This is a genomic window from Nonomuraea sp. NPDC004580, assembly GCF_040609855.1.
In the GTDB taxonomy this organism is placed as follows: Bacteria; Actinomycetota; Actinomycetes; order Streptosporangiales; family Streptosporangiaceae; genus Nonomuraea; species Nonomuraea salmonea.
Genome location: NZ_JBEXLH010000040.1, coordinates 51,263 through 73,196 on the forward strand (window position 1 = coordinate 51,263; position 21,934 = coordinate 73,196).

The window sequence follows — 21,934 nt, forward strand, 5'->3', positions numbered from 1 at the left end:
TCCCTTGGGCGCTCGTATTTCCAGATGCACAGCTGATTGCAGACACATTAGCGTGCAGGTGCCTTGCCCCACCGCGCGACCCCTCCATGGCGCCGGAAGTGGGACGATGAGTCTCGTGGCGTATTTCGACGCGGCTTCAACCGAGCCGCTGCACCCCCAGGCGCGCGAGGCGCTGCTGGCGGCCGTCGACGCCGGCTGGGCCGACCCCGCGAGACTCTACGGCGCTGCCCGCCGTGCGCACCTGCTGCTGGAGCAGGCCCGCACGGAGGTGGCCGAGCTGCTCGGCGCGCGGCCCGACGAGGTGTCGTTCACCTCGTCCGGCACGCAGGCCGTGCATCTCGGCGTCCTCGGCACCCTACACGGCAGGCGCAGGGCCGGGAGCCACATGGTCACGGGCGCGGTCGAGCATTCGAGCGTGCTGCACGCCGGCGAGGTGCACGAACGCGCGGGCGGCACGGTCGAGACGGTGGGCGTGAGCCTGACCGGCCGGGTCGACGTCGACGCGTTCGCCGCGGCCGTGGCACGGCCCGGCACGGCGCTGGCCTGCCTGCAGACGGCCAACCACGAGGTCGGCACGCTGCAGCCGGTCGCCGAGGCTGCCGAGGCGTGCCGCGAGCACGGCGTGACGCTGCTGGTGGACGCGGCGCAGACGGCCGGCCGGCTGCCCGTCCCGCAGGGCTGGTCGGTGCTGACGGCCAGCGCGCACAAGTGGGGCGGCCCCGCCGGGGTGGGCGTGCTGGCGGTGCGCAAGGGCACCAGGTTCCGCTCCCACCTGCCCGACGACGAGCGCGAGCGGCGGCGGGTGCCGGGGTTCGAGAACGTGCCCGCGGCGGTCGCGGCGGCGGCGGCGCTGCGCGCCTCGCTCGACGAGGCGGAGCGTGAGCAGGCGCGGCTTTCCGCGCTGGTCGACCGGATCAGGGAGACCGTCCCGAAGATCGTGCCCGACGTCGAGGTCATCGGCGAGCCGGTCGAGCGGGCACCGCACATCGTGACCTTCTCGTGCCTCTACGTCGACGGCGAGGCCCTGCTGACCGAGCTCGACAAGGCCGGATTCGCCGTATCGTCCGGGAGTTCGTGCACCGCTAGTACGCTTCGTCCATCGCACGTTCTAGAAGCGATGGGCGTGCTGACGCATGGGAATGTCCGGGTGTCGCTGCCCAGGGGCGCATCAGCGGCCGAGGTCGACGAGTTCCTCGCCGTGCTGCCCGAGCTGGTGCGCCGCATCCGCCAGGACGCAGGAGTCGCATGACCGAGGTTACCCAGCCGGCTTTGACGATCGACGCGCTCGGGAAGAAGTGCCCGATCCCGATCATCATGCTCGCCGAGCAGATCAACTACGTCCCGCTGAACGCGGTGGTGGCCGTGCTGGCCGACGATCCCGCGGCGTACACGGACGTGCCGGCGTGGTGCAGGCTGAAGTCGCATCACCACGTCGGCTCGTACGAGCTGCCGGACGGGGGCTGGGCGATCCACGTCCGGCGCAATTACTAGGGCATGACCGATTTGTCCTGATATGTCGGGTAGGAGACTTTCGAAGGAAGCCGCCGACATCCAGGGGAAAGCCATGAGCAGCGCAAAGCCACAAGAATGCGCACGCGACGTCATGAGCACGGGCGCCGAGTGCATCAGCGCGCAAGAGACCCTCGACCGCGCCGCGCAGATGATGCGCGAGTACGAGGTGGGGGCACTGCCCGTATGCGGGCCCGACGACCGGGTGACGGGCATCATCACCGACCGCGACATCGTGGTCAAATGCATCGCGGCCGGCCACGACCCGGCCGAGACCACGGCGGGCGAGCTCGCCACCGGGCTGGTGTGGGTGGCGCCGGACGCCTCGGTGGAAGAGGCGCTCGCCCGTATGGAGGAGCACCAGATCAAGCGGCTGCCGGTCATGGACGACGGCCGGCTGGTGGGCATGATCAGCGAGGCGGACCTGGCCGCGCACCTGAGCGACGACAAGCTCGCCGAGTTCGTCCACCGCGTCTACGCCCCGCACTGAGCGCGCGGAAAAGAGCCGGACCGCCGCTGAGCGGCCCGGCTCCCGGCATGCGGGTCAGGGCCGGACCGCCGTCGAGCGGTCCGGCTCACCTGTGTCCGGGTCGGGGCCGGGCCGCCGCTGAGCGGCCCGGCTCATCTGCGTGCGGGTCAGGGGTGGTAGCAGCGCACGTGCCGGGCGATCTCGGCGGCCGCGTCGGCGCCGTACGCGGCCCCGAACCGCTCGAGGAAGACCTGCTGGCCCAGCTCGTACTCCTGACCGCCCACGCGCTCCAGCACGTGCGTGGCGGTGAGGTTGCCGATCTGCCCGCACCGCTCCAGCGACAGGTCCCAGGCCAGGCCGGCCAGGAAGCCCGCGCGGAAGGCGTCGCCGACTCCCGTGGGGTCGGCCTTGCCGCGCTCAGGAGCGGGGGCGACCTGGATGGACGGCTCGCCCTTGCGGTCGATGACGGCGCCCTTGGGGCCGAGCGTGGTGATGCGCACGCCCACGCGGTCGAGGACCTCGGCGTCGGACCAGCCGGTCTTCTGCTCGATGAGCCCCTTCTCGTAGTCGTTGGAGAACAGGTAGGCGGCGCCGTCGACGAGCTGGCGGATCTGCTCGTCCTCCATGCGCGCGAGCTGCTGGGAGATGTCGGCGGCGAACGGGATGCCGCGCTGGCGGCACTCCTCGGTGTGGCGCAGCATCGCGTCGGGGTCGTTGGGGCTGATCAGCACCAGGTCGAGCCCGCTCACGCGGTCGGAGACCGGCTTGAGCTCGATCAGCCTGGCCTCGGCCATGGCCCCCGTGTAGAAGGAGGCGATCTGGTTGTGGTGCTCGTCGGTGGTGCACAGGAAGCGCGCGGTGTGCTGGGTCTCGGAGACGTGCACGGAGTCGCAGTCGACGCCGTGGCGCTCCAGCCAGGAGCGGTAGTCGGCGAAGTCGTTGCCCACGGCGCCCACGAGGATAGGCCGCAGGCCGAGACAGGCCATTCCGAAGGCGATGTTCGCCGCGCAACCGCCGCGACGGATCTGCAGGTCATCGACCAGGAAGGAGAGCGACACCCGGTCGAGCTGCTCGGCGATGAGCTGCTCGCCGAAACTGCCGGGGAAGGTCATCAGGTGGTCTGTCGCGATGGAGCCGGTTACGGCGATGCGCACGGGATTCTTCTTCCTCGTTGTCAGCAGGCCAAAGAGCCCCACGAGAATACGCGAAGGTCCCGCCCGCTCAAAGGCGGACGGGACCTGGCGGCCTTTATGGCGCGACCCGTTTAGTTGAACGAGTCACCGCAGGCGCACGAGCCCGTGGCGTTGGGGTTGTCGATGGTGAAGCCCTGCTTCTCGATGGTGTCGACGAAGTCGATGGAGGCGCCCATCAGGTAGGGGGCGCTCATCCGGTCGGTGACCACACTGACACCGCCGAAGTCGGACACGACGTCGCCGTCCATCGAACGGTCGTCGAAGAAGAGCTGGTAGCGCAGGCCGGAACAGCCTCCCGGCTGCACGGCGACCCGCAGCTGCAGACCCTCTTCGCCCTGCTGCTCGAGCAGGCTCTTGACCTTGGCGGCGGCCGCGTCAGTCAGGATCAGGCCCTGTGCCGTGGTCTCGCTGCTCTCAACCGTCATCTGCTGACTCCCTAACCCGGCTGTCTGTTTTTCGACGTCCTACTGATGACGCTACCAACACCTGGGGGTGTCCACACATTCCCGGGTGTCGGACGCCCCGGAATAAACCGTTCCGGGGGTGTGTCATCATGAGTATCGTCAAACCGACGATAAGGGGGTAAGGCGATGGCCACCCAGACCGGACTGCCGCTCTTCGTCCTCGGCAGGGGCGCCGATCCGCACAGCGAGAAGGGGGTCGACTGTCCCGGCGAGCTGCCGCCCGCCTCCGACCCCGGGCTGGTGGAGCGCGCCCGCAAGGCGAAGGAGGCGCTCGGCGACCGCCTGTTCGTGCTCGGCCACCACTACCAGCGCGACGAGGTCATCCAGTTCGCCGACGTGACGGGCGACTCGTTCAAGCTGGCCCAGCAGGCGGCGGCGCGTCCCGAGGCGGAGTTCATCGTCTTCTGCGGCGTGCACTTCATGGCCGAGTCGGCCGACATCCTGACCGGCGACGCCCAGAAGGTGATCCTGCCGGACCTCGCGGCGGGCTGCTCCATGGCCGACATGGCGACCTACGACCAGGTCGAGGAGTGCTGGGAGGCGCTTGAGGACGCCGGGCTGGCGGAGTCGGTGGTGCCGGTCACGTACATGAACTCCAGCGCCGACATCAAGGCGTTCTGCGGGCGCAACGGCGGCGCGGTGTGCACCTCCTCCAACGCCCGGCGCGCCCTGGACTGGGCGTTCGAGCAGGGCGAGAAGGTGCTGTTCCTGCCCGACCAGCACCTGGGCCGCAACACGGCGGTGCTGGAGATGGGCATGACGCTCGAGGACTGCGTGGTGTGGAACCCGCACCGCCCCAACGGCGGCCTGACCCAGGAGGAGCTGGAGCGGGCGAAGATGATCCTGTGGCGCGGCCACTGCTCGGTGCACGGCCGCTTCACCGCCGAGTCCGTGGACGACGTACGCGCCCGCATCCCCGGCGTCAACGTGCTCGTGCACCCCGAGTGCCGCCACGAGGTCGTGCTCAAGGCCGACCACATCGGCTCCACCGAGCACATCATCAAGACGCTGCAGGCCGCGCCCGCCGGGTCGAGCTGGGCCGTCGGCACCGAGCTGAACCTGGTCAAGCGGCTCGCCCAGATGTTCCCCGACAAGAACATCTCGTTCCTCGACAGGACCGTCTGCTACTGCTCCACGATGAACCGCATCGACCTGCCGCACCTGGTGTGGGCGCTGGAGTCGCTGGTGCTCGGCGAGGTCGTCAACCGGATCACCGTGGACGACGACACCACCCACTGGGCCAAGGTCGCGCTCGACCGCATGCTGGCGCTGCCGTAACGCCCGGCCTACGCGAAGTCGTAGCCCACTTCCACGAAGACCGTGACCGGCCGCATGCCGGGGCTGACCGAGGCCCCGGCCTCGGCCACCATCGCCGCCGCGCGCATCGGCTGCGGCGGCGCCTGGCGCAGCTCGCTCACCGACACCACCCGGCCGAGCGGCCGGCCGGCCAGCGCGGCATATTGGGCGGCCTTGGCGGCGGCGTCCCTGAACGCCCGCTCCCTGGCCTCGGCCAGCGCCGCGGCCGGGTCGGACAGCTCGAACGCCACGCCGTTCAGCCTGGCCTCCTCGCCCACCCCCGCCACGGTGTCGATGACGTGGTCGGCCCTGCCCGCATATGGGCCGACGTCGCGGACGACGGCCTCGACGCCCTGCACCGCCCGGTAGGCCGCGACCTTGGGATAGGCCTCGTACTCGGGGCCCAGGGACAGCTCGACCGTCGTCACGTCGCGGGCGGCCACCCCCGCTCGTCCCAGCGCCTCGGTGAGCCGGGCCGCGGCGGCGCGGGCGGCTTCGAACGCGTCGGCGGCGGTGGGCCTGCGGACCTCGACGCCCGCATGAAGCCGCAGGGTGTCGGGCGCGGCCAGGACCGAGCCCTCGCCGACCACGGTGATGTCCACGGGCTCCCCCTCGCGGTTGGGTCCAGGCCCCGATCCTAGGCCCCGATCCTAGGTCGCGCCCCGCCTCATGCGGTGGGCCTGGCGAAGCGGAAACCCATCGTGTCGAACTCGGCCTTGTCCCGGGCCGTCGCCAGCACCCGGCCCGCCCGGCCCTTCATGTCCACGACGACCGCCTCGTACCCGCCGTCCTTGGCCCGCCACACCGCGAGGTGGTCGTCGTCCCACCAGCCGATGAGCCGTTCCGCGGCGACCGGGACCGTCACCGTGCCGGTGCCGGTCGTCGAGTGCGCGCACAGCGCGGTGCCGGCGGCCGTGCAGTGCGCCAGGAACCGGCCGCCCGACGGCGAGACGTCGTCGCCCTCCACCCACACCGGGGTGCCCACGTCCTTGAGCGTGCGCTGGACCTTGCCGTCGAGGCCGTAGAACGTCATCGCGCCGCCCGTCCAGGTGCCCACCGCGCGGCCGCCGGCGTCCCAGAAGAAGCGCCACTCCCCCGCGCCCTGCTCGCCGGCCTGGAACACCTCGCCCCTGCCGGTGGCGACGTCGATGACGCCGAAGCCGTACGCCTGCGCGGCGCCGCCCTCGCCCCTGTAGAGGGTGACCAGGGCCCGCTCGCCGTCCGGCGACCAGCGGGGGGTGGCCGGGTAGACCGGCTTCGGGCTGAGCTTGACCACGCGGCTCGCGCCGGTGACGTGGTCGACGATGGAGACGGTGGCGAACAGGTCGGTGCTGTAGTCCACGTCGGTGGCCAGGGCGAGGTTCGTCCTGGGGTCCAGGGCGTACTCGAAGTAGCGGGTCTCGCGGGCGAACTCGCCGGTGTCGTGCTTCCTGACGTAGAGACGCCTGCCGCCGTCCAGGGTGTAGGAGGCGAGCTTGAGCGGGTCGCCGTCGCGCTCGCTGATCCGTACGGACGTGCCGGGCAGCGTGGACGACCGGGTGGCCGGCGTCGCCGGGGTCGTGACGGCGGCGGCCGACGGCGTGGAGGTGACGGTACGCGGCGGCGGGCCGCTCAGCCGCACGGCGACCAGCGTGCCCGTGGCGGCCAGCGCCAGCACCCCGGCCGCCGCCGCCCACCCGATCCGCCGCCCGCGCGCGGGGCTCCTGGAGGCGGTGCTGCCCTCCTGGAGGAGGTCAGGAGTCCGCGGCTGGGCGTGGCCGAGCAGGCGCATGAGGGCCTCGGCGGCCGACGGCCTGGTGTCCGGGTCCTTGGCCAGGCAGTCGGCGACCAGCGCGCGCAGGGCCGGGTCGTCGATGCAGGTGACGTCGGGCTCGGCGTGCAGGATGCGGTGCACCACGGCCGCCACGCCGTCCTGGCCGAACGGCGGTCGTCCCGACGCGGCGAACAGCAGCGTGCCTGCCCAGGCGAACATGTCCAACTTCGGGCCTGGGCCCTCCTCGTCGAGCTGCTCGGGCGCCATGTACGACGGCGTGCCCACCACCGTCCCGGTGAGCGTCGAGGCCAGGTCGAGTGCCTTGGCGATGCCGAAGTCGATGACGCGGGGCCCGTCGGGGGCGAGCACCACGTTCGACGGCTTGAAGTCGCGGTGCACGATGCCGGCCTGGTGGATGGCGACCAGCGCGGTGACGGTGCCGACCGCCAGCCGGTGCAGGGCGGCGCCGGTGCGGGGGCCCTGCTCGCGTACGACGTCGGACAGGGTGCGGCCGTCGATGTACTCGCTCACGATGTACGGCCTGCCGCCCGCCAGCCCGGTCTCGATGACCTGCGCGGTGCAGAATGGCGCCACCCGCCGCGCCATCGCCACCTCGCGGACGAACCGCTCGGACGCCTCGGCGTCGCCCGCCAGGTCGGCGCGCAGCAGCTTGACCGCGGCCTGGGTCCCGTCGGGACCGGTCGCGAGGTACACGATGCCCTGCCCGCCCGCGCCGAGCCGCCCGGTCAGGCGGTACGCGCCCGCCTCCGCCGGGTCCCCTGGACGCAGGGGCGCGAGGTCAGGCATCGGCACAACCCCCACAAACGGCGACTTTCCCGCCATTCTGCTGGCTCCGGGCCCTCGCCGTCACGCGTTCACGGCGTCGGCGATCGCCTGCGGGGCGCGAAGGGGGAGGCGGCGGCCGGCCACCGGCAGGCGTACGTGGGCGGCCCCCAGGGCGGTGGCCAGCCTGGCCTGGCAGGCGTCGGCGTCGTCCCCGCTGATCACGGTGACGGGGACGGCGGGGAACGGCTTGCCGGCGCGCAGCAGCAGCAGGTCGGCCGCCATGTCGCGGCGGGCGAGCCACTCCCCCGCCATCGCGGCGGGCACCTTGCCCATGGTGTAGACGCCCGAGGGGTCGGGCCGGCCGGTGAGCAGCCGGTGCGCGGCGGGCCCCGCCAGGCGGGCCACCACGGCCGCGCCCCACGTGCCGCCCAGCACGGGCAGCCACCGCCCGGCGGTCCTGGCGGCGGCGAGCGGCCTGCGCCCCACGACGCAGGCCGGGTCCACCAGGACGAGCCCGGCCAGGCACAGCGGGTGCAGCCGGGCGAACGCCTCCGCGTGCCAGCAGGCCACGCCGTGCGCGACGAGGGTGACCCGCTCGGGGTGCGCGGGGGCGAGCGCGACCAGGCGGGCGACCTCGGCGTACAGGGTGGGCGGCGCCACCGGCCGGGCGCTGCGCCCGAGCCCCGGCCGATCGAAGCGCACGACCCGGCGGGACCGGGCCAGCAGCCCCGCCACGGCGTCCCAGTGGAACCACGCCCCGCCCGGACCCGCCGTGATCAGCACAGCGGGCCCTGCCCCCTCCTCGACGGCATGGGTCTCCGTGTGATGAGGCACCTGCACGCGGGCGGCGGCGTCCGGAGGGGGCGGGGCGAGCACGCGGGCGCCGCCCACCCCGCCCATGCGGCCGGGAGCGACCCGCAGGCAGCCGTCCTCCCCGTACGGGTCGTCGCCGGTGACGAGCGCCGGCGAGGGGTCGGCGACGAGGAGGTGGAGTGCCACGTACACGAGCCAGAACGCGATCACCGTGAGCTGGGCGCGATGCGCGAGCCCGGCGCCGTGCCCCGCGATCAGCGCGATGACCAGCAGCAGCGTGGCGACCAGGCTCAGCCAGGTCAGCACCCATGACAGCCACGACCGCCATCGCGCGCCGAGCAGCGCCATGGCGGCGAGGACGGCGAGCGTGCCGGACGCCCCGGTCAGGGCGTGCAGCAGGTGGCTGAGCGAGGTGCCCGAGCCGCCGCAGGCGGGGTCGCTGAGCGTGGCGCAGTCGAGCGGGAACAGCCCGCCCAGGGAGGTGAACACGCCGAACGCGGCCAGCGCCAGCCAGCCCGGCCACTCGCGGGCCACCCTGGGCACCAGCAGCACCCCCAGGACGCACGCGAGCCCCGACAGCGCGTCACCGACCCGGAACAGCCGGCTCCATGGCTGGTCACGGGCGGCCAGCTCGCTGACGTACCCGTGGGTCCTGTCCACGGCGGGCGTGGTGAACTGGCCGGTGATCCAGGCGCTGCCCAGCACCGCCGCCATGATGAACGCGCACGCGGCGAACACGTACAACCTTCGCTCCACGTGACAATTAGATCACTGTACGCGAAAGCCGCAGATAAGCGCCCCTGCCAGCGCCCCTGTCACCGCCCCTGTCAGAGCCCCTGTCAGAGCCCCGGAGCCCCCCACACCGGGAACCACCGGCCGAGATCCTTCTCCAGCGGCAGCTCACCCTCCAGCGCACCTCTGGCCTGCAGTTCGAGCGCGTTGTCGCGCTTCTGCCCGGCGAGCGGCGCGAACGGGTAGAAGGTGCCGCGCTTGTACAGGTAGACGACGGCCAGCCGGCCGCCGCCGTCAGGCCGCGCGAACGACACCAGCGAGCAGAGCAGCGACGGCCCGAACCCGGCGCCCTCCAGCGAGGAGTTGACCGCGTGCAGCTCGGTGACCAGGTCGCTGAGCGCGTCGGACGGGCGGCGGACGAGCAGCCAGGTGTAGCCGTAGCCGTCGTCGGACTCCTCGACGCGCTCGCCCAGCAGCGCCTTGACGTCGCGTTCGACGGTGGCGAACGCACCGCCCTCGGCGGCGCGGAAGGCCACCGAGCCGAGCCCGGTCGGCTCGATCCCGGTCGCCGCCTGCAGCGTCACCGCCGCCGACGGCAGCGCGAACAGCGCGTCGAGGTTGGGTTTGACCGGCTTCGACCGGCCGAGCAGCGCGTCGAGCCAGCCCATGGGCCTCAGCCCCTTCCCAGCTGCCGGGAGATGCCGGCCAGCTGCTCAAGGCGGCGCTCGAGCGGCGGATGCGTGGAGAACAGCGCGGCCAGCGTCGCGCCCTTGGCCAGCGCGGGCGCGAAGTAGAAGGCGTTGAACGGCTCCGCCTCGCGCAGGTCGCGGGTCGGGATCCTGGCCATGTCGCCGGACACCTTGGTCAGCGCGCCGGCCAGCGCGGACGGGCGCTGCGTGAGCAGGGCGCCGGCCCGGTCGGCGGCCAGTTCGCGGTAGCGCGACAGGGCGCGGGTGAGCAGGAAGCTGACCGCGTACACGACGACGGACACCAGCAGGATGATCACACCGATGGGCAGCCCGCCCTGGCCGCCGTTGCGGCGGCCGCCGAGCCCCGTGTAGAGCGCGAACCTGGTCATCAGCCCCGCCACGATGCCGAGGAACGAGGCGATCGTCATGACGGCGACGTCGCGGTGGGCGACGTGGGACAGCTCGTGCGCGATCACGCCCTCCAGCTCCTGCGGCTCAAGGCGGCGCAGGATGCCGGTCGTCACGCAGACGACGGCGTGCTTCTGGTCACGGCCGGTGGCGAACGCGTTGGGGACGTCGGACTCGGCGATCGCCACCCGTGGTTTCGGCATGTCGGCCAGTGCGCAGAGCCGGTCGATCAGGGCGTGCAGCTCGGGCGCCTCCTGCGGTGAGACCTCCCGGCCGTGCATCGCGAACAGGGCGATGCGGTCGGACAGGAAGTACTGCACCACCAGGAAGGCGCCCGCCAGCACCAGCACGGTCAGCGCCTGGGCGCCCAGGGCGATCAGGACGCCGACGAACACGACGTAGAGCAGCCCGAGCAGGAACATCGTCACGACCATCCGGCGGGTGAGGCCGGGGTCGGACGCGAACCGCGTGCTCACGGCGTCAGCCCGGGATGAGGCCCTGGTCGCCCAGCATCTCCCGGACCTCCTCGATCGAGGCGTCCGCGGGGGGAAGGATCAGCTCTGACGGCTCAAGGCTGTCGTCGGGAAGCGCCTTGCCCACGTGGCGCACCTTGTCGAGCAGCGCGTGCAGCTTGACGCGGAAGGCCTTCTCGTCGCCCGCGTCGATGGCCGCCTCGAGCTCGGTGTCGAGCTCGTTGAGTACGGCGATGTCGTCGGCGGAGATCTCGATCTGACCCTCGCCCATGATTCTGACGATCATGCGCCCTCCCCAGGCTGACGGTACTGCTGGGTGGGACCGGCCTGCTGCTGCTGCTGAGGCTGTGCCTGCGGCTGGGCCTGCTGCTGCGGCTGTCCCTGCTCGATGGACGGCTGCGGCGCGGAGCCCTGGCCCAGCTCGGCCTTCATCCTGGCCAGCTCCAGCTCGACGTCCATGCCGCCGCCCATGCGGTCGAGCTCGGCCTGGATGTCGTCGCCGCGGGTGCCGCTGAAGTCGTCGAGCGCGCCGCTGGCGAGCAGCTCGTCGATGGCGCCGGCGCGGGCCTGCATCTGCGCCGTCTTGTCCTCGGCGCGCTGGATCGCGAGGCCGACGTCGCCCATCTCCTCGGAGATGCCGGAGAACGCCTCGTTGATGCGCGTCTGGGCCTCGGCGGCGGTGTAGGTGGCCTTGATGGTCTCCTTCTTCGTGCGGAAGGAGTCGACCTTGGCCTGCAGCCGCTGGGAGGCCGTCGTCAGCTTCTCCTCCTCGGCCTGCAGGTTGTCGTGCTGAACCTTCAGGTCGGCCATCTGCGCCTGCAGGTTGGAGCGCCGCTGCAGCGCCTCACGGGCAAGGTCCTCGCGGCCGACGGACAGCGCCTTGCGGCCCTGCTCCTCCAGCCTCCTGGCCTGGTTCTCCAAGCCGGTTATCTGCAGCTCCACCCTCTTGCGCGAGGTGGCGACGTCGGCCACCCCCCTGCGCACCTTCTGCAGCAGCTCGAGTTGCCGCTGGTAGGAGTAGTCAAGGGTCTCGCGCGGATCCTCCATCTTGTCCAAGGCCTTGTTGGCCTTGGACTTGAAGATCATCGAAAGTCTCTTCATCACGCTCATGCGCGTCGGCCGTCCCCTTCTAGGTCGTGCTGGTGTCAATCCCGATGCAGCGCAGCCGCCTTGGGATTACCCTACGCATAACGCACGAGGGCGTCACTAAGTTGCAGTCCAGGTAGGGTTGACGTCGTGTTGCGACGCCGTTCCCAAACCTCCGTGGACGACACCCCCGTCCCCGTTGACGATCCTAAGCCCCAGGGTAAAGGTCGTCCCACACCCAAGCGCCGGGAAGCCGAAGGCAGGCGCCGCCAGTACGTCTCCGCGCCGAAAGACCGCAAAGAGGCATACCGGCAGATGCGTGCCAAACAGGCCGCCGAGCGAGAAAAGGCCCGTCAGGGCATGCTCGCCGGTGACGAGCGGTATCTTCCCGTTCGCGACAAGGGTCCCGCCCGCAAATTCGCGCGCGACTGGGTCGACTCCCGGCGGCTGCCGAGCCAGTATTTCCTGCCGTTCTCGCTGGTGATCCTGCTGGCCACGTGGATTCCCTGGCCGATGGCGATCCGCGCCCAGGTGCTGGGCTACGTCGTCACGATCGGCTGGCCGATCATGATGCTCGGCGTGCTGTTCACCTCGGTCTTCGTGGCCTTCAAGGTGAAGAAGGAGGTCGCCGAGAAGCTGCCCGACGAGAGCGTCAAGGGCGTGGGCTTCTACGCGGCGATGCGGGCCCTGCAGATCCGCAAGCTGCGCTTCCCGCCGCCCGGGGTGCTGCCCGGCGGCCGCCCCGTGCCGCCGAAGAAGTAGCGGCCGCGAAAGGAAACCCGTGGAAACGGCCGCGGCGGCGGCCGTTCACGCGGCCGTTCACGCGGCCGTTCACGCGGCCGTTCACCCCGACCGTTCACCCCGACCGTTCACCCCGACCGTTCACCCCGGCCGTTCACGCGGTCGCGCACCCGGCCGTTCACGCGGTCGTTCACGGGGCGCCCTACTCCACGATCTCCCAGCGCAGCACGCCTCGCTCGACCGCGGGCCGCCAGCCGTCGAAGACCTTCCCTTCCTCCAGGGCGTCGGCGACGGCCCGCATGAGTGCGTAGAACGACGGCCGCCGTGGCCCCATGCCGCTGATCGTGTCGTCCCAGCCGACGCTGCCGTCGGCGGAGTCGACCAGCGCGTACGCCGAGTACTCCTCCATGCCGGCGAAGACGAGGACCGGGATCAACCGGCCGCTCCACACCTCGCCCCAGGGGTCGTCACCGCGATCCGTGGAGTCGAGCCTGCACTCATGGCGCCAGGTGTCCCTGATCTCGCGAATGCTGAGATTCGACGCGCCGTCGAACCACGCGCCGAACCCGAACCCGGCCGCCCCGTCGTGGCGCAGCAGCGAGGCGCGCAGGTCGTCGGGGAAGTGCACGCCCATCTGCGCCTCGGCGATCGCGATCGTGCGGGCCCTGCCGGGCCGCCCGAGCCCGCGGTAGGTCCGCGGCGCGTTCGCCTTCAGCCACCGCTCGATGCGCCGCCACTGCCGGTTCACCGCCCGCCTGACCTCGGGGTCGATCGGGCGGACGGTCCCGCGTACGGTCCCGCGTACAGTCACTGGGCCCGTGGCCGGCGAGCAGTAGGGGTCGGGCGTCGGAGCCGGCTCGGGGGCCGGGGACGGCGGCGCGGCCGTCCGCCGGGCCGCGGCGACCAGCGCGCTGTCCCGTTCGCGCTGAGCCTGCAGCCGGGCGCCCGAGGTGTCCTCGTACGGCAGCAGCGCGGCCACCAGGACCACCGCCACGACCCCCGCGACGGCCGCCCAGACCGGCCACACCGGCCTGCTGCGCACCGGGCGGCCCGGCCACCACGCGGCGGGCCCCTGAGCGGCCCCGCGCGGGGCGGCCGGCCTGGCGGGCATGCGGGCGCGCCGGCGCAGCCGGACCGCGACGGCGGCCAGGATCGCGGCCGTGAGCGCCAGCCGTACGAGCTTCAGCACGTCGCGCACCCTATCCCGAATCAGATCATCCGATGTTCCACCATTAGAGTCGGATGCATGGAATTCCGACACCTTGGTCGCAGCGGTCTCATGGTCAGCGAGATCAGCTATGGCAACTGGATCACTCACGGCTCCCAGGTCGAGGAGGACGCCGCCAAGCAGTGCGTGCAGGCGGCCCTCGACGAGGGCATCACCACCTTCGACACCGCCGACGTCTACGCCGGCACCAAGGCCGAGGAGGTGCTGGGACGCGCGCTCAAGGGCGTTCGCAGGGAGTCGCTGGAGATCTTCACCAAGGTCTACTGGCCGACCGGGCCCGGCAAGAACGACCGCGGGTTGTCGCGCAAGCACATCTTTGAGTCGATCCACGGCTCGCTGCGCCGCCTGCAGACCGACTACGTGGACCTCTACCAGGCACACCGCTTCGACTACGAGACCCCGCTGGAGGAGACGCTCAAGACGTTCGACGACCTCGTCCGCCAGGGCAAGGTCCTCTACATCGGCGTCAGCGAGTGGACGGCCGAGCAGATCGGCCGCGCCCTGAAGATCGCCGACGAGATGGGCTTCGACCGGCTCGTGTCCAACCAGCCGCAGTACTCCATGCTGTGGCGGGTCATCGAGTCGGAGGTCGTGCCGCTCAGCGAGAAGGAGGGCGTGGGCCAGATCGTCTGGTCGCCGATCGCCCAGGGCGTGCTGACCGGTAAGTACCTGCCCGGCCGGCAGGCGCCCGAGGGCTCGCGGGCGACCGACAAGACCGGCGGCGCGATGATCGCCCGGTTCATGCGCGACGACGTGCTGACCCGCGTCCAGGAGCTCAAGCCGATCGCCGCCGACCTGGGCCTCAGCATGGCTCAGCTCGCCGTCGCCTGGGTGCTGCAGAACCCGAACGTCTCCAGCGCCATCGTCGGCGCCACCCGCCCCGAGCAGGTGCGCGACAACGTCAAGGCGGCGGGCGTCAAGCTCGACGCGGACGTGCTAAAGAAGATCGACGACGTGCTCGGCGACGTGGTCGAGCGCGACGCGTCGAAGACGGCGAGCCCGAGCAGCCGCCCGTAGGTTCTCCACGACGAAACCCCTTGAGCCGGACTTTCCGCTCAAGGGGTTTTTCGTTTCTCCTGCCCCTGCTTAAGGCGACTCGGGGCGCAAGGACAATCCCGTGTACTCCACTCGGTCCTCCTCAAGCAACGCGACCTGCTCGACACCCGATTCGAACAGCTCACGCCAGTTTTCCCCGATCCAGGACTCGGCGTCCGCCTGGCTGGGAAAAACCTCTCGCGGCAAAGGGCGATCCGTCACCTCAGCACCACGCGCATTTTCATAACGCCACCGCCATGTCATGCCATACGCTCCTTTTCCGCGGGTTCGCCGGCGCACCCTCCGCAGGCACTGGGAACCCTACTCCCGAGCTTTCCGGTCAATCGATGCCGCGCGCGTTCCCGTGTTGCGGCAGGGGCCGCCTGGACGGCGGCCGCCTTCCCTCTGTCTCCCCCGTTCGGCGCCCGCCTCACCCCCGGTCCTTTTGTACGCTCGGCGCGGTGAAAGTCCTTCTCACCGGTACGGCGGGCGCCTCGGGCCGGCCGGAGCCCGGCTGCCGCTGCGCCTCCTGCGCCGCACCGCCCCCTGGCCGTCGCCGCCCGTTCGGCTTCGTGGTGGACGGCGTCGTCACGTACCCCTTCGTCGACCTGCCCGGCGGCTACCGGCCGTGCGCCGGCGGCCTGGGGCTGGCCTGCCCCGACGGCACCCGCCTCCTCCACCTCCCTCAGGGCGCCTCCGTGCCCGTCCAGGAGACCTCCCGGTACGACGTCGTGCTGATCGACCTCCTCGACCGTCCTGAGCGCCTCGGGGAGCTGCGCCGCGCCGGGCTGGCGGACGCGGCGACCACGGTGGTGGCCGTCGGGCTCGACCACCGGATCCGGTCGGAGGAGGAGCTGGCCGGGCGGCTGCGGCTGTGGGGCGCGATCACCGTCCCCGACGGCACGGAGGTGACGCCGGGCCAGGGGGCCGCGCCGCTGACGCCGCTCCGGGCCCTGGTGCTGGGCGGGTCAAGGTCGGGGAAGTCGGCGGAGGCGGAGGCGAGGCTCGCGGCCGAGCCGCACGTCACGTACGTCGCCACCGGCCCTGACGGCACGGGCGACGGCGAGTGGGCGGCGCGGGTGCGGGCGCATCGGGAGCGCAGGCCCGCGCACTGGGCCACCTGGGAGACGACCGCGCTGGCGGCGGCGATCCGCGCGGCCACCACGCCGCTGCTGATCGACGGGCTGGGGACGTGGCTGGCTGCCGTGTTCGACGAGCACGGCGCCTGGGAGGGCGACCGGGCCCCGGTGATCGCCCGCTGCGACGAGCTGGTGGCCGCGTGGCGGCAGACGCCCCAGCCCTTGGTGGCGGTCTCGGACGAGGTCGGCATGGGCGTGGTGCCCGCGACGGCCGGCGGGCGCGCGTTCAGGGACGCCCTGGGCCGCCTCAACGAGCGCCTGGCGGCCGAATCGGAGTACGTCGCCCTGGTGGTCGCCGGCCGCGTGCTCGCTCTCTGAGGGCCTTGTGAAGCTTCGCGGGGCGTCAGGGGCGGGTGGCGCGGGCGTACCAGCGGCCGTCGATCCTGTCGACCTGGAGCGGGCGGCCGAAGCAGTCGCTGAGCAGGTCGGAGGTGAGCACGTCGGCGACCGGCCCGGCGGCGAGCACCCTGGCGTCGCGCATCAGCATGGCGTGCGTGGTCGTCGCGGGCACCTCCTCCAGGTGGTGCGTGACGGTCACGGTGGTGAGCACGGGCCTGATGGCGGCGAGGTGTTCGACGGCGCTGATGAGGTCTTCGCGGGCGGGCAGGTCGAGCCCCGCGAACGGCTCGTCGAGCAGCAGCACCGCGGGGTCGGACATGAGCGCCCTGGCCACCCTGACGCGGGCCCGCTCGCCCTGGGAGCACACGCGGAAGGGCCGCTCGGCCAGCTCCTTGCAGCCGAGGTCGGCGAGGAGGCGGTGGGCGCGGTCGTGCTCGGCGTCGCCGTACCGGTCCCACAGGGGCACGCTCGTGCTGGTGTGGCCGGTGAGCACCACCGTGTGCGCGGTCGCCCCCTCCTCCTCCATCAGCTCCTCGTCGATGAGCCGCTGGCTGGAGGTGACCAGCCCGATGTGGCGGCGCAGCTCGCGTACGTCGACCCGGCCGAGCCGGTGGCCGAGCACGCTGACCGCGCCCTCGCTCGGGTGACGTACGGCGCCCACGAGGGAGAGCAACGTCGTCTTGCCCGCCCCGTTGGGCCCCAGGACCGCCCAGTGATCGCCGTAGTCCACCTGCCAGTCGACGCCGTCCAGCAGCGTTTTGCCGACGACCCGGACGCCCACGCCTTCCAGTTCAACCACGTGCATCCCGCCACACTAGTGGGCCCTAGGATCCTCCGTTATGCGGTCTATGGACGGGCTGCGGTTCGCCGTGGGCACGCTGAGCGTCTTCCCCGTACGCGTGGAGCGGGTGGACCGCCAGGTGGCGGGCCGGGCGATGGCGCTCGCCCCGGGCGTCGGGCTGGTGCTCGGCCTGGCGGGCGGGCTGCCGCTGGTGCTGTCCGGCGAGCGGCCGTTGCTGGCGGCGGCGCTGGCGCTCGCGTTGCTGGCACTGCTCACCCGCGCGCTGCACCTCGACGGGCTGGCCGATCTCGCGGACGGCCTGGGCAGCGCCAAACCGGCCGGCCAGGCGCTCGACATCATGAAAAAGTCGGACATCGGACCTTTCGGGGTCGTGACGCTGGTGTTCACGCTGCTCGTCCAGGTCACGGCCCTGGTCTCCGTCAGCCCGCCAGGCGACGCTCCTTACGCGCGTTACGCCGCGCTGGTGACCGCCTGCCTGGCCGGGCGGCTCGCGCTGACCTGGGCCTGCCGGGCCGGCGTGCCCGCCGCCCGGCCCGACGGCCTGGGCGCGATGGTCGCGGGCACCGTACGCCGCCGGGCCGTCGTGCTCGTCACCCTGGCCGCCGTGCTCGCCGCCGCCGCGATCGGCCTGCTCGCCGCCCCGGGCCCGGCGCCCGTGGACGACCACCCGGCCGTGGACGGTCTCGTCGTGGAGAGTTTCGTCAACGTGACGGCGGTGGTGGTCCGGGAATGCCCCTTGGACTTCGCGGCCTTCCCCGACTGCCCTGAGCCGGCCGTGCCCGGCATGCGGTACGAGGAGGCGAGCGGTCTCCTGCCGGGCGGCATCGCGGCGCTCGGGCGGACACTGGCGGCCCCGATCGCGCTGCTCGCCGGGCTGGCCGCCGCCCTGCTGCTGCTCGGCCGCGCGCGGCGCCGCCTCGGCGGCATCACGGGGGACGTGCTCGGCGCGCTCGTGGAGACGGCCGTCACGGTCACGCTGGTGGCGTACGCGCTGCTCGCCTGACGCCTCAGCCCGCGTCGCCGGACCGCCCTGACCCGGACGGAGCCGACTCAGACTGGGCGTCCCCGGCCTCGCCCCCGGCGGCGTCCCCGGCTTCGTCCCCGGCGGCGTCCCCGGCTTCGTCCCCGGAGGCGTCCCCGGAGGCGTCCCCGGCTTCGTCCTCGGCGGCGTCCTCGGCGGCGGCCGGCTCCGGCCGGACGGCGGGAGCCCGTTCGCGCAGGGGAAGGAAGCGGAGCAGGGCCGCGCCCACCAGGGCGAGCAGCACCCAGCCCGCCACGCCGGTGATGCCGGCGAAGATCTCGTTCGGCGGGTGGGCGGCGTCGCCGAGCAGCAGGACGGGCCCGGCGACGGCGTTGAGCGACGCATGAGCCACCACCGCGGGCCACACGCTGCCCGACCGCAGCCGCAGCCAGCCGATGACGACGCCGCCCACCGTGCAGAAGCCGATGAACGCGAGCGCCGCCCACGAGCCGAGCCGCGGGTAGTTGTAGCCGAGCAGGGTGATCGGGGCGTGCCACAGCCCCCAGATGAGCCCGGAGTAGACCAGCCCCATGACGGCGCCGTTGGCGGCGGTGAGCCGGGGCAGCAGCCAGCCGCGCCAGCCCCACTCCTCCCCCAGCGCCGGGATCAGGATCGGCACGGGCCCCAGCAGCGCCGCCAGCACGAGCTGCATGACGGCCACGGAGGTCATCTCGTCAGGCGGCTGCACGCCGCGCGCCCGCAGCACCTCGGCGAGCAGGCTGAACCCGCCGAGGTCCAGCGAGACCAGGCCGACGGCGGCGCTCATGCCCATGGCGAGCAGCGTCAGCAGCGGCACGCCGAGCCAGGCGGCCAGCACGAGCCGCAGGGTGCGGCCCCTGTGCTCGCCGAGGGTCAGGCCCGTCTCCTTCGCCCACCGGCGCGACGGGGTGCGCGCCGCGATCCACACGCCGAGCACGCCGATCGTGGGCGTGAGCATCATCAGCGCGGCGAGCGCCTGCACCTTGGACGGCGTGCCGAGGCCGTCGCTCAGCCAGAGGGGCAGGGCCGCGGCCCAGGACAGGCCGAAGGCGAGGACGAGGTAGACGAGCAGCGGTCTCTTCATGGCTGGGCACGCTCCGCGACGAGGGCGTTGATGAGGGCGGCGCCGCGCTCGGCGTCGTCGATGCTGATCGCGAGCTGCCCACCGGAACGGTAGCGGAGCACGAGGCACTCGCCGCCGCGCAACATGATGGTGGCGGCTCCCGGCACGCCGCGGAAGCCCCAGCCGCCGGAATCGGCGGGCGAGCGCCGCTCGGCCCAGGCCGACTCGACGGACGACAGCTCGATCCGCCGCGCGGGCCAGCCGAACGGCCCGAAGCCGATCCTGATCAGGCCGTCGCCGACGCGCACGGACACGGCCATGGTGGCGAGCCCGACGACGAGGAGGATGACGGCGCCCGGCAGGACCGCGGCCATGAGGGAGCCGCCATGGCCGCGCAGCCCGAGCAGGGTCATGACCATGGTGACGGCGAACACGGCGACGACGGTCACGGTGAGCCCGCGGTTGACCACCCGGCTGACCCAGACGGCCCGCTGGCCGGACCGCAGCCGCAGCACGGGCGGCGCCTGGCTGCCCGGCGCCGGCTCGTCGGGCTCTCCCTTGGCGAGGACGGCGGCCAGCGCCGTGGCCGCGAGCATGCCCCCGAGTATGGCGGCGACGTGCCAGCCCGGCAGCGTGGCGGCCGTCCAGTCGGGGACGTCGAGGTTGGCCGACAGCGTCGAGCCCTGGGCGCCCATCAGCAGCACGCCCGTCCCGAACAGCAGGCCCCACCAGGTCATCCGGGACGCGCGACGCACCTGGGCCCGCCCGCTCAGCACGACCAGGGCCACCGCCGGCACCACCCAGATGCCGACGCTGACGGCGACGTGCCCGGTGAACGAGTTGGACCCGTCGGGCGAGGTGCCCGACCAGTGGGTGGCCATCGGATCGGGCAGCCGGTCGCGTACGGCGTAGGCGGACAGGACGAGCGCGGCGGTCACGGCGAGCCCCCACACGGCGGCGACGGCACGGGCTATCACGTCAGTTCCTCCAGGATGGTGATGAGGTCGTCACGGCTGTAGCCGTGCTTCTTGGCCTCCTCGAGCAGTTCGCGTGCCCGCTGGGCGAGCAGGGCGCGCCCGTCGGCGCGCCGCGCGACGCTGACGCCGCGGCCTCTCCTGAACTCCAGCAGCCCCTCGTCGCGCAGGTCGCGCAGGGCGCGCAGCACGGTGTTGGGGTTGATGCCCAGGGCGCCGGCCAGGTCGCGGGCCGGCGGCAGGCGGTCGCCCGGCCGGTAGGAGCCCTCGCCTATGGCACGGCGGATCGCGCCGGCCACCTGCTCGTGGAGCGGCCGGGCGTCGTTGAGGTCGAGCGTCAGCAACATGGTGCTAATGACACTAGCACTATTGTGTGCGGGGTCCTGAGCTGCGATTGGTGGGATGAACCCCTGTTTGTGAGTACGCAGAAACCGTGGATAGCATCGGTTTACGTGACCACAGTGCGGCTGAACTCAGCAGATCCAGTCTCCATCGACACCGACGCCCTGATCGTCGGCTTCCGGTCAGGCCAGGACGGCCCCGTCCCCGCGGTGGGCGTGGAGGCCCTGGAATCCGCGTTCGGCGGCAAGCTGGCCGCCTCACTCGACGCCGTGGGCTTCGCCGGCAAGGCGGGTGAGCTGGCCAAGCTGCCGACGTTCGGCTCGGTCACCGCCCCCGTGCTCGTCGCCGTCGGCCTCGGCGGCTCCCCCGGTCTCGAGGGCCTGCGCCGCGCCGCAGGCGCCGCCGTACGCTCCGTCGCCGGCGTCTCCAGGGCCGCGCTCGCGCTGCCCGCGGGCACCCCCGACGAGGCCGAGGCCGTCGCGCTCGGCGGCCTGCTCGGCGCGTACGCCTTCTCGCGCTACCGCACCGACGGCGACCAGAAGGCCCCGGTCGCCGAGCTGACCGTGCTGTCCGAGCAGGGCGACGGCGTGGCCGAGCGCGCCGGCGTGCTCGCCGACGCCGTCGCGCTCGTCCGCGACCTGGTCAACACCCCGCCATCCGACCTGTGGCCGGCGAAGTTCGCCGAGATCGCCGAGCAGGTCGGCGGCAAGGCCGGGGTGAGCGTCGAGGTGCTCGACGACGAGCAGCTCAAGGCCGGCGGCTACGGCGGCCTCATCGGCGTCGGCCAGGGCTCGGCCCAGCCGCCGCGCCTGGTCCGCCTCTCCTACAGCCACCCCGAGGCGAGCAAGACGCTCGCGTTCGTGGGCAAGGGCATCACGTTCGACTCCGGCGGCCTGTCGCTCAAGCCGTCCGCCTCGATGGACTGGATGAAGTCCGACATGGGCGGCGCGGGCGCCGTGCTCGGCGCGCTCATCGGCATCGCCAGGCTCGGCCTGCCGGTCAACGTCGTCGGCTACCTCTGCCTGGCCGAGAACCTGCCGAGCGGCACCGCCCAGCGTCCCTCCGACGTCATCCACAGCTACAGCGGCAAGACCGTCGAGGTGCTCGACACCGACGCCGAGGGCCGCCTCGTGCTCATGGACGGCATCGCCCGCGCCGCCGAGGACCAGCCCGACCTCATCGTCGACGTCGCCACCCTCACCGGCGCCCAGATCGTCTCGCTCGGCTGGCGCACCGCCGGCGTCATGTCCAACGACGACGCCGTCAGGGAGCTGGTGGTCGAGGCCGCCGGCGCCGCGGGCGAGGGCGCGTGGGGCATGCCGCTGCCCGAGGAGCTGCGCAAGGGCCTCGACTCCCCCGTCGCCGACATCGCCAACCTGCAGCCCGAGCGGTGGGGCAGCATGCTCGCCGCGGGCATCTTCCTGAAGGAGTTCGTGCCCGACGGGGTGCGCTGGGCCCACATCGACATGGCCGGTCCCGCGTACAACAAGGGCGAGCCGTACGGCTACACGCCCAAGGGCGGCACGGGCGCCATCACGCGCACCCTGATCGGACTCGCAGAGCGGCACGCGAGCATCTGAAACAAATGAAAAGATGACGG

General features: G+C 72.4%; 24 protein-coding genes. 9 read left to right on the plus strand and 15 right to left on the minus strand.

Features of this window, described 5'->3' with window-relative positions; all coding sequences use genetic code 11:
* The first annotated feature begins 106 nt into the window (after positions 1–106).
* From ABZW11_RS31595 to ABZW11_RS31605, 3 genes are all read left to right on the plus strand, one after another.
* Positions 107–1,249: an aminotransferase class V-fold PLP-dependent enzyme gene (locus ABZW11_RS31595; protein ID WP_355424987.1), complete on the plus strand. Its 1,143-nt coding sequence runs from the start codon at positions 107–109 to the stop codon at positions 1,247–1,249.
* Entirely contained in the window at positions 1,246–1,491 is a 246-nt protein-coding gene (locus tag ABZW11_RS31600) for a sulfurtransferase TusA family protein (RefSeq protein ID WP_355424990.1), read from the plus strand. The genes ABZW11_RS31595 and ABZW11_RS31600 overlap by 4 nt, the downstream gene beginning before the upstream one ends.
* 112 nt (positions 1,492–1,603) lie before the next feature.
* The gene (locus ABZW11_RS31605) at positions 1,604–1,999 is read left to right on the plus strand and encodes a CBS domain-containing protein (protein WP_355424993.1); all 396 of its coding nucleotides are present in this window, start codon (positions 1,604–1,606) and stop codon (positions 1,997–1,999) included.
* 146 nt (positions 2,000–2,145) lie between these two features.
* On the opposite strand, the gene ABZW11_RS31610 is transcribed toward ABZW11_RS31605, so the two are convergent.
* Together ABZW11_RS31610 and erpA are read right to left on the minus strand one after the other, a co-directional pair.
* The gene (locus tag ABZW11_RS31610) at positions 2,146–3,132 is read right to left on the minus strand and encodes a carbohydrate kinase family protein (RefSeq protein ID WP_355424996.1); all 987 of its coding nucleotides are present in this window, start codon (positions 3,130–3,132) and stop codon (positions 2,146–2,148) included.
* A 110-nt stretch (positions 3,133–3,242) separates the two neighbouring features.
* Positions 3,243–3,596 carry an iron-sulfur cluster insertion protein ErpA gene (erpA, locus tag ABZW11_RS31615; protein ID WP_043638338.1) on the minus strand — a complete coding sequence of 118 codons (354 nt, stop codon included), beginning with the start codon at positions 3,594–3,596 and terminating at the stop codon, positions 3,243–3,245.
* 165 nt (positions 3,597–3,761) lie between these two features.
* Between erpA and nadA the strand changes: the two genes are divergently transcribed.
* On the plus strand, positions 3,762–4,913 hold the full coding sequence (nadA, locus tag ABZW11_RS31620) for a quinolinate synthase NadA (RefSeq protein WP_355424999.1): 1,152 nt from the start codon (positions 3,762–3,764) through the stop codon (positions 4,911–4,913).
* Positions 4,914–4,921: 8 nt separating this feature from the next.
* On the opposite strand, the gene ABZW11_RS31625 is transcribed toward nadA, so the two are convergent.
* From ABZW11_RS31625 to ABZW11_RS31655, 7 genes are all read right to left on the minus strand, one after another.
* Positions 4,922–5,533: an SIMPL domain-containing protein gene (locus ABZW11_RS31625; protein ID WP_355425002.1), complete on the minus strand. Its 612-nt coding sequence runs from the start codon at positions 5,531–5,533 to the stop codon at positions 4,922–4,924.
* A 65-nt stretch (positions 5,534–5,598) separates the two neighbouring features.
* Entirely contained in the window at positions 5,599–7,491 is a 1,893-nt protein-coding gene (locus ABZW11_RS31630) for a serine/threonine-protein kinase (protein WP_355425005.1), read from the minus strand.
* A gap of 60 nt (positions 7,492–7,551) precedes the next feature.
* The gene (locus tag ABZW11_RS31635; protein WP_355425008.1) at positions 7,552–9,039 is read right to left on the minus strand and encodes an alpha/beta fold hydrolase; all 1,488 of its coding nucleotides are present in this window, start codon (positions 9,037–9,039) and stop codon (positions 7,552–7,554) included.
* A gap of 83 nt (positions 9,040–9,122) precedes the next feature.
* Entirely contained in the window at positions 9,123–9,683 is a 561-nt protein-coding gene (locus ABZW11_RS31640) for a hypothetical protein (protein ID WP_355425010.1), read from the minus strand.
* Positions 9,684–9,688: 5 nt separating this feature from the next.
* Positions 9,689–10,588 (minus strand): zinc metalloprotease HtpX, encoded by a 900-nt coding sequence (htpX, locus tag ABZW11_RS31645; protein WP_355425013.1) that lies wholly within the window; start codon positions 10,586–10,588, stop codon positions 9,689–9,691.
* 4 nt (positions 10,589–10,592) lie between these two features.
* Positions 10,593–10,871: a hypothetical protein gene (locus tag ABZW11_RS31650; protein WP_355425016.1), complete on the minus strand. Its 279-nt coding sequence runs from the start codon at positions 10,869–10,871 to the stop codon at positions 10,593–10,595.
* Positions 10,868–11,695 carry a PspA/IM30 family protein gene (locus ABZW11_RS31655; protein ID WP_355425019.1) on the minus strand — a complete coding sequence of 276 codons (828 nt, stop codon included), beginning with the start codon at positions 11,693–11,695 and terminating at the stop codon, positions 10,868–10,870. The genes ABZW11_RS31650 and ABZW11_RS31655 overlap by 4 nt, the downstream gene beginning before the upstream one ends.
* Before the next feature lie 153 nt (positions 11,696–11,848).
* Here ABZW11_RS31655 and ABZW11_RS31660 point away from each other — a divergent pair, with 153 nt between their 5' ends.
* Positions 11,849–12,433 carry a DUF3043 domain-containing protein gene (locus ABZW11_RS31660; RefSeq protein WP_355425022.1) on the plus strand — a complete coding sequence of 195 codons (585 nt, stop codon included), beginning with the start codon at positions 11,849–11,851 and terminating at the stop codon, positions 12,431–12,433.
* Between the two features lie 181 nt (positions 12,434–12,614).
* Here ABZW11_RS31660 and ABZW11_RS31665 read toward each other — a convergent pair whose 3' ends face one another.
* Positions 12,615–13,601, minus strand: coding sequence for an SMI1/KNR4 family protein (locus ABZW11_RS31665; protein WP_355425024.1), 987 nt, complete (start codon positions 13,599–13,601; stop codon positions 12,615–12,617).
* A 57-nt stretch (positions 13,602–13,658) separates the two neighbouring features.
* Between ABZW11_RS31665 and ABZW11_RS31670 the strand changes: the two genes are divergently transcribed.
* On the plus strand, positions 13,659–14,657 hold the full coding sequence (locus tag ABZW11_RS31670; protein WP_355425027.1) for an aldo/keto reductase family protein: 999 nt from the start codon (positions 13,659–13,661) through the stop codon (positions 14,655–14,657).
* A 69-nt stretch (positions 14,658–14,726) separates the two neighbouring features.
* Here the strand turns inward: ABZW11_RS31670 and ABZW11_RS31675 are convergent, their stop codons facing one another.
* Complete coding sequence (locus ABZW11_RS31675) at positions 14,727–14,939, minus strand: hypothetical protein (protein ID WP_355425029.1); 213 nt, start codon at positions 14,937–14,939, stop codon at positions 14,727–14,729.
* A 197-nt stretch (positions 14,940–15,136) separates the two neighbouring features.
* Here ABZW11_RS31675 and ABZW11_RS31680 point away from each other — a divergent pair, with 197 nt between their 5' ends.
* The gene (locus tag ABZW11_RS31680) at positions 15,137–16,132 is read left to right on the plus strand and encodes a bifunctional adenosylcobinamide kinase/adenosylcobinamide-phosphate guanylyltransferase (RefSeq protein WP_355425032.1); all 996 of its coding nucleotides are present in this window, start codon (positions 15,137–15,139) and stop codon (positions 16,130–16,132) included.
* 25 nt (positions 16,133–16,157) lie between these two features.
* On the opposite strand, the gene ABZW11_RS31685 is transcribed toward ABZW11_RS31680, so the two are convergent.
* A complete protein-coding gene (locus tag ABZW11_RS31685; RefSeq protein WP_355425035.1) occupies positions 16,158–16,958 on the minus strand; it encodes an ATP-binding cassette domain-containing protein in 801 nt (266 codons plus the stop codon).
* A gap of 34 nt (positions 16,959–16,992) precedes the next feature.
* Here ABZW11_RS31685 and ABZW11_RS31690 point away from each other — a divergent pair, with 34 nt between their 5' ends.
* Positions 16,993–17,958, plus strand: coding sequence for an adenosylcobinamide-GDP ribazoletransferase (locus ABZW11_RS31690; RefSeq protein WP_355425038.1), 966 nt, complete (start codon positions 16,993–16,995; stop codon positions 17,956–17,958).
* 4 nt (positions 17,959–17,962) lie between these two features.
* On the opposite strand, the gene ABZW11_RS31695 is transcribed toward ABZW11_RS31690, so the two are convergent.
* The 3 genes from ABZW11_RS31695 to ABZW11_RS31705 are packed head-to-tail and all read right to left on the minus strand — an operon-like array spanning position 17,963 to position 20,339.
* The gene (locus ABZW11_RS31695; RefSeq protein WP_355425041.1) at positions 17,963–19,039 is read right to left on the minus strand and encodes a CPBP family intramembrane glutamic endopeptidase; all 1,077 of its coding nucleotides are present in this window, start codon (positions 19,037–19,039) and stop codon (positions 17,963–17,965) included.
* A complete protein-coding gene (locus ABZW11_RS31700) occupies positions 19,036–19,995 on the minus strand; it encodes a hypothetical protein (protein WP_355425044.1) in 960 nt (319 codons plus the stop codon). Before ABZW11_RS31700 ends, ABZW11_RS31695 begins: the two co-directional genes overlap by 4 nt.
* A complete protein-coding gene (locus ABZW11_RS31705) occupies positions 19,992–20,339 on the minus strand; it encodes a GntR family transcriptional regulator (protein WP_345400901.1) in 348 nt (115 codons plus the stop codon). The genes ABZW11_RS31700 and ABZW11_RS31705 overlap by 4 nt, the downstream gene beginning before the upstream one ends.
* Positions 20,340–20,444: 105 nt before the next feature.
* On the opposite strand from ABZW11_RS31705, the gene ABZW11_RS31710 reads away from it, so the two are divergent.
* On the plus strand, positions 20,445–21,914 hold the full coding sequence (locus ABZW11_RS31710; protein ID WP_355425047.1) for a leucyl aminopeptidase: 1,470 nt from the start codon (positions 20,445–20,447) through the stop codon (positions 21,912–21,914).
* The last annotated feature ends 20 nt before the right edge of the window (positions 21,915–21,934 follow it).

Bases quoted from the DNA above. Each gene is read 5' to 3' on its own strand.
- ABZW11_RS31595 (WP_355424987.1), top strand. From the start codon at position 107: ATGAGTCTCGTGGCGTATTTCGACGCGGCTTCAACCGAGCCGCTGCAC.
- ABZW11_RS31600 (WP_355424990.1), top strand. From the start codon at position 1,246: ATGACCGAGGTTACCCAGCCGGCTTTGACGATCGACGCGCTCGGGAAG.
- ABZW11_RS31605 (WP_355424993.1), top strand. From the start codon at position 1,604: ATGAGCACGGGCGCCGAGTGCATCAGCGCGCAAGAGACCCTCGACCGC.
- erpA (WP_043638338.1), bottom strand. From the start codon at position 3,596: ATGACGGTTGAGAGCAGCGAGACCACGGCACAGGGCCTGATCCTGACT.
- nadA (WP_355424999.1), top strand. From the start codon at position 3,762: ATGGCCACCCAGACCGGACTGCCGCTCTTCGTCCTCGGCAGGGGCGCC.
- ABZW11_RS31630 (WP_355425005.1), bottom strand. From the start codon at position 7,491: ATGCCTGACCTCGCGCCCCTGCGTCCAGGGGACCCGGCGGAGGCGGGC.
- ABZW11_RS31640 (WP_355425010.1), bottom strand. From the start codon at position 9,683: ATGGGCTGGCTCGACGCGCTGCTCGGCCGGTCGAAGCCGGTCAAACCC.
- ABZW11_RS31650 (WP_355425016.1), bottom strand. From the start codon at position 10,871: ATGATCGTCAGAATCATGGGCGAGGGTCAGATCGAGATCTCCGCCGAC.
- ABZW11_RS31655 (WP_355425019.1), bottom strand. From the start codon at position 11,695: ATGAGCGTGATGAAGAGACTTTCGATGATCTTCAAGTCCAAGGCCAAC.
- ABZW11_RS31670 (WP_355425027.1), top strand. From the start codon at position 13,659: ATGGAATTCCGACACCTTGGTCGCAGCGGTCTCATGGTCAGCGAGATC.
- ABZW11_RS31675 (WP_355425029.1), bottom strand. From the start codon at position 14,939: ATGACATGGCGGTGGCGTTATGAAAATGCGCGTGGTGCTGAGGTGACG.
- ABZW11_RS31685 (WP_355425035.1), bottom strand. From the start codon at position 16,958: ATGCACGTGGTTGAACTGGAAGGCGTGGGCGTCCGGGTCGTCGGCAAA.
- ABZW11_RS31690 (WP_355425038.1), top strand. From the start codon at position 16,993: ATGCGGTCTATGGACGGGCTGCGGTTCGCCGTGGGCACGCTGAGCGTC.
- ABZW11_RS31695 (WP_355425041.1), bottom strand. From the start codon at position 19,039: ATGAAGAGACCGCTGCTCGTCTACCTCGTCCTCGCCTTCGGCCTGTCC.
- ABZW11_RS31705 (WP_345400901.1), bottom strand. From the start codon at position 20,339: ATGTTGCTGACGCTCGACCTCAACGACGCCCGGCCGCTCCACGAGCAG.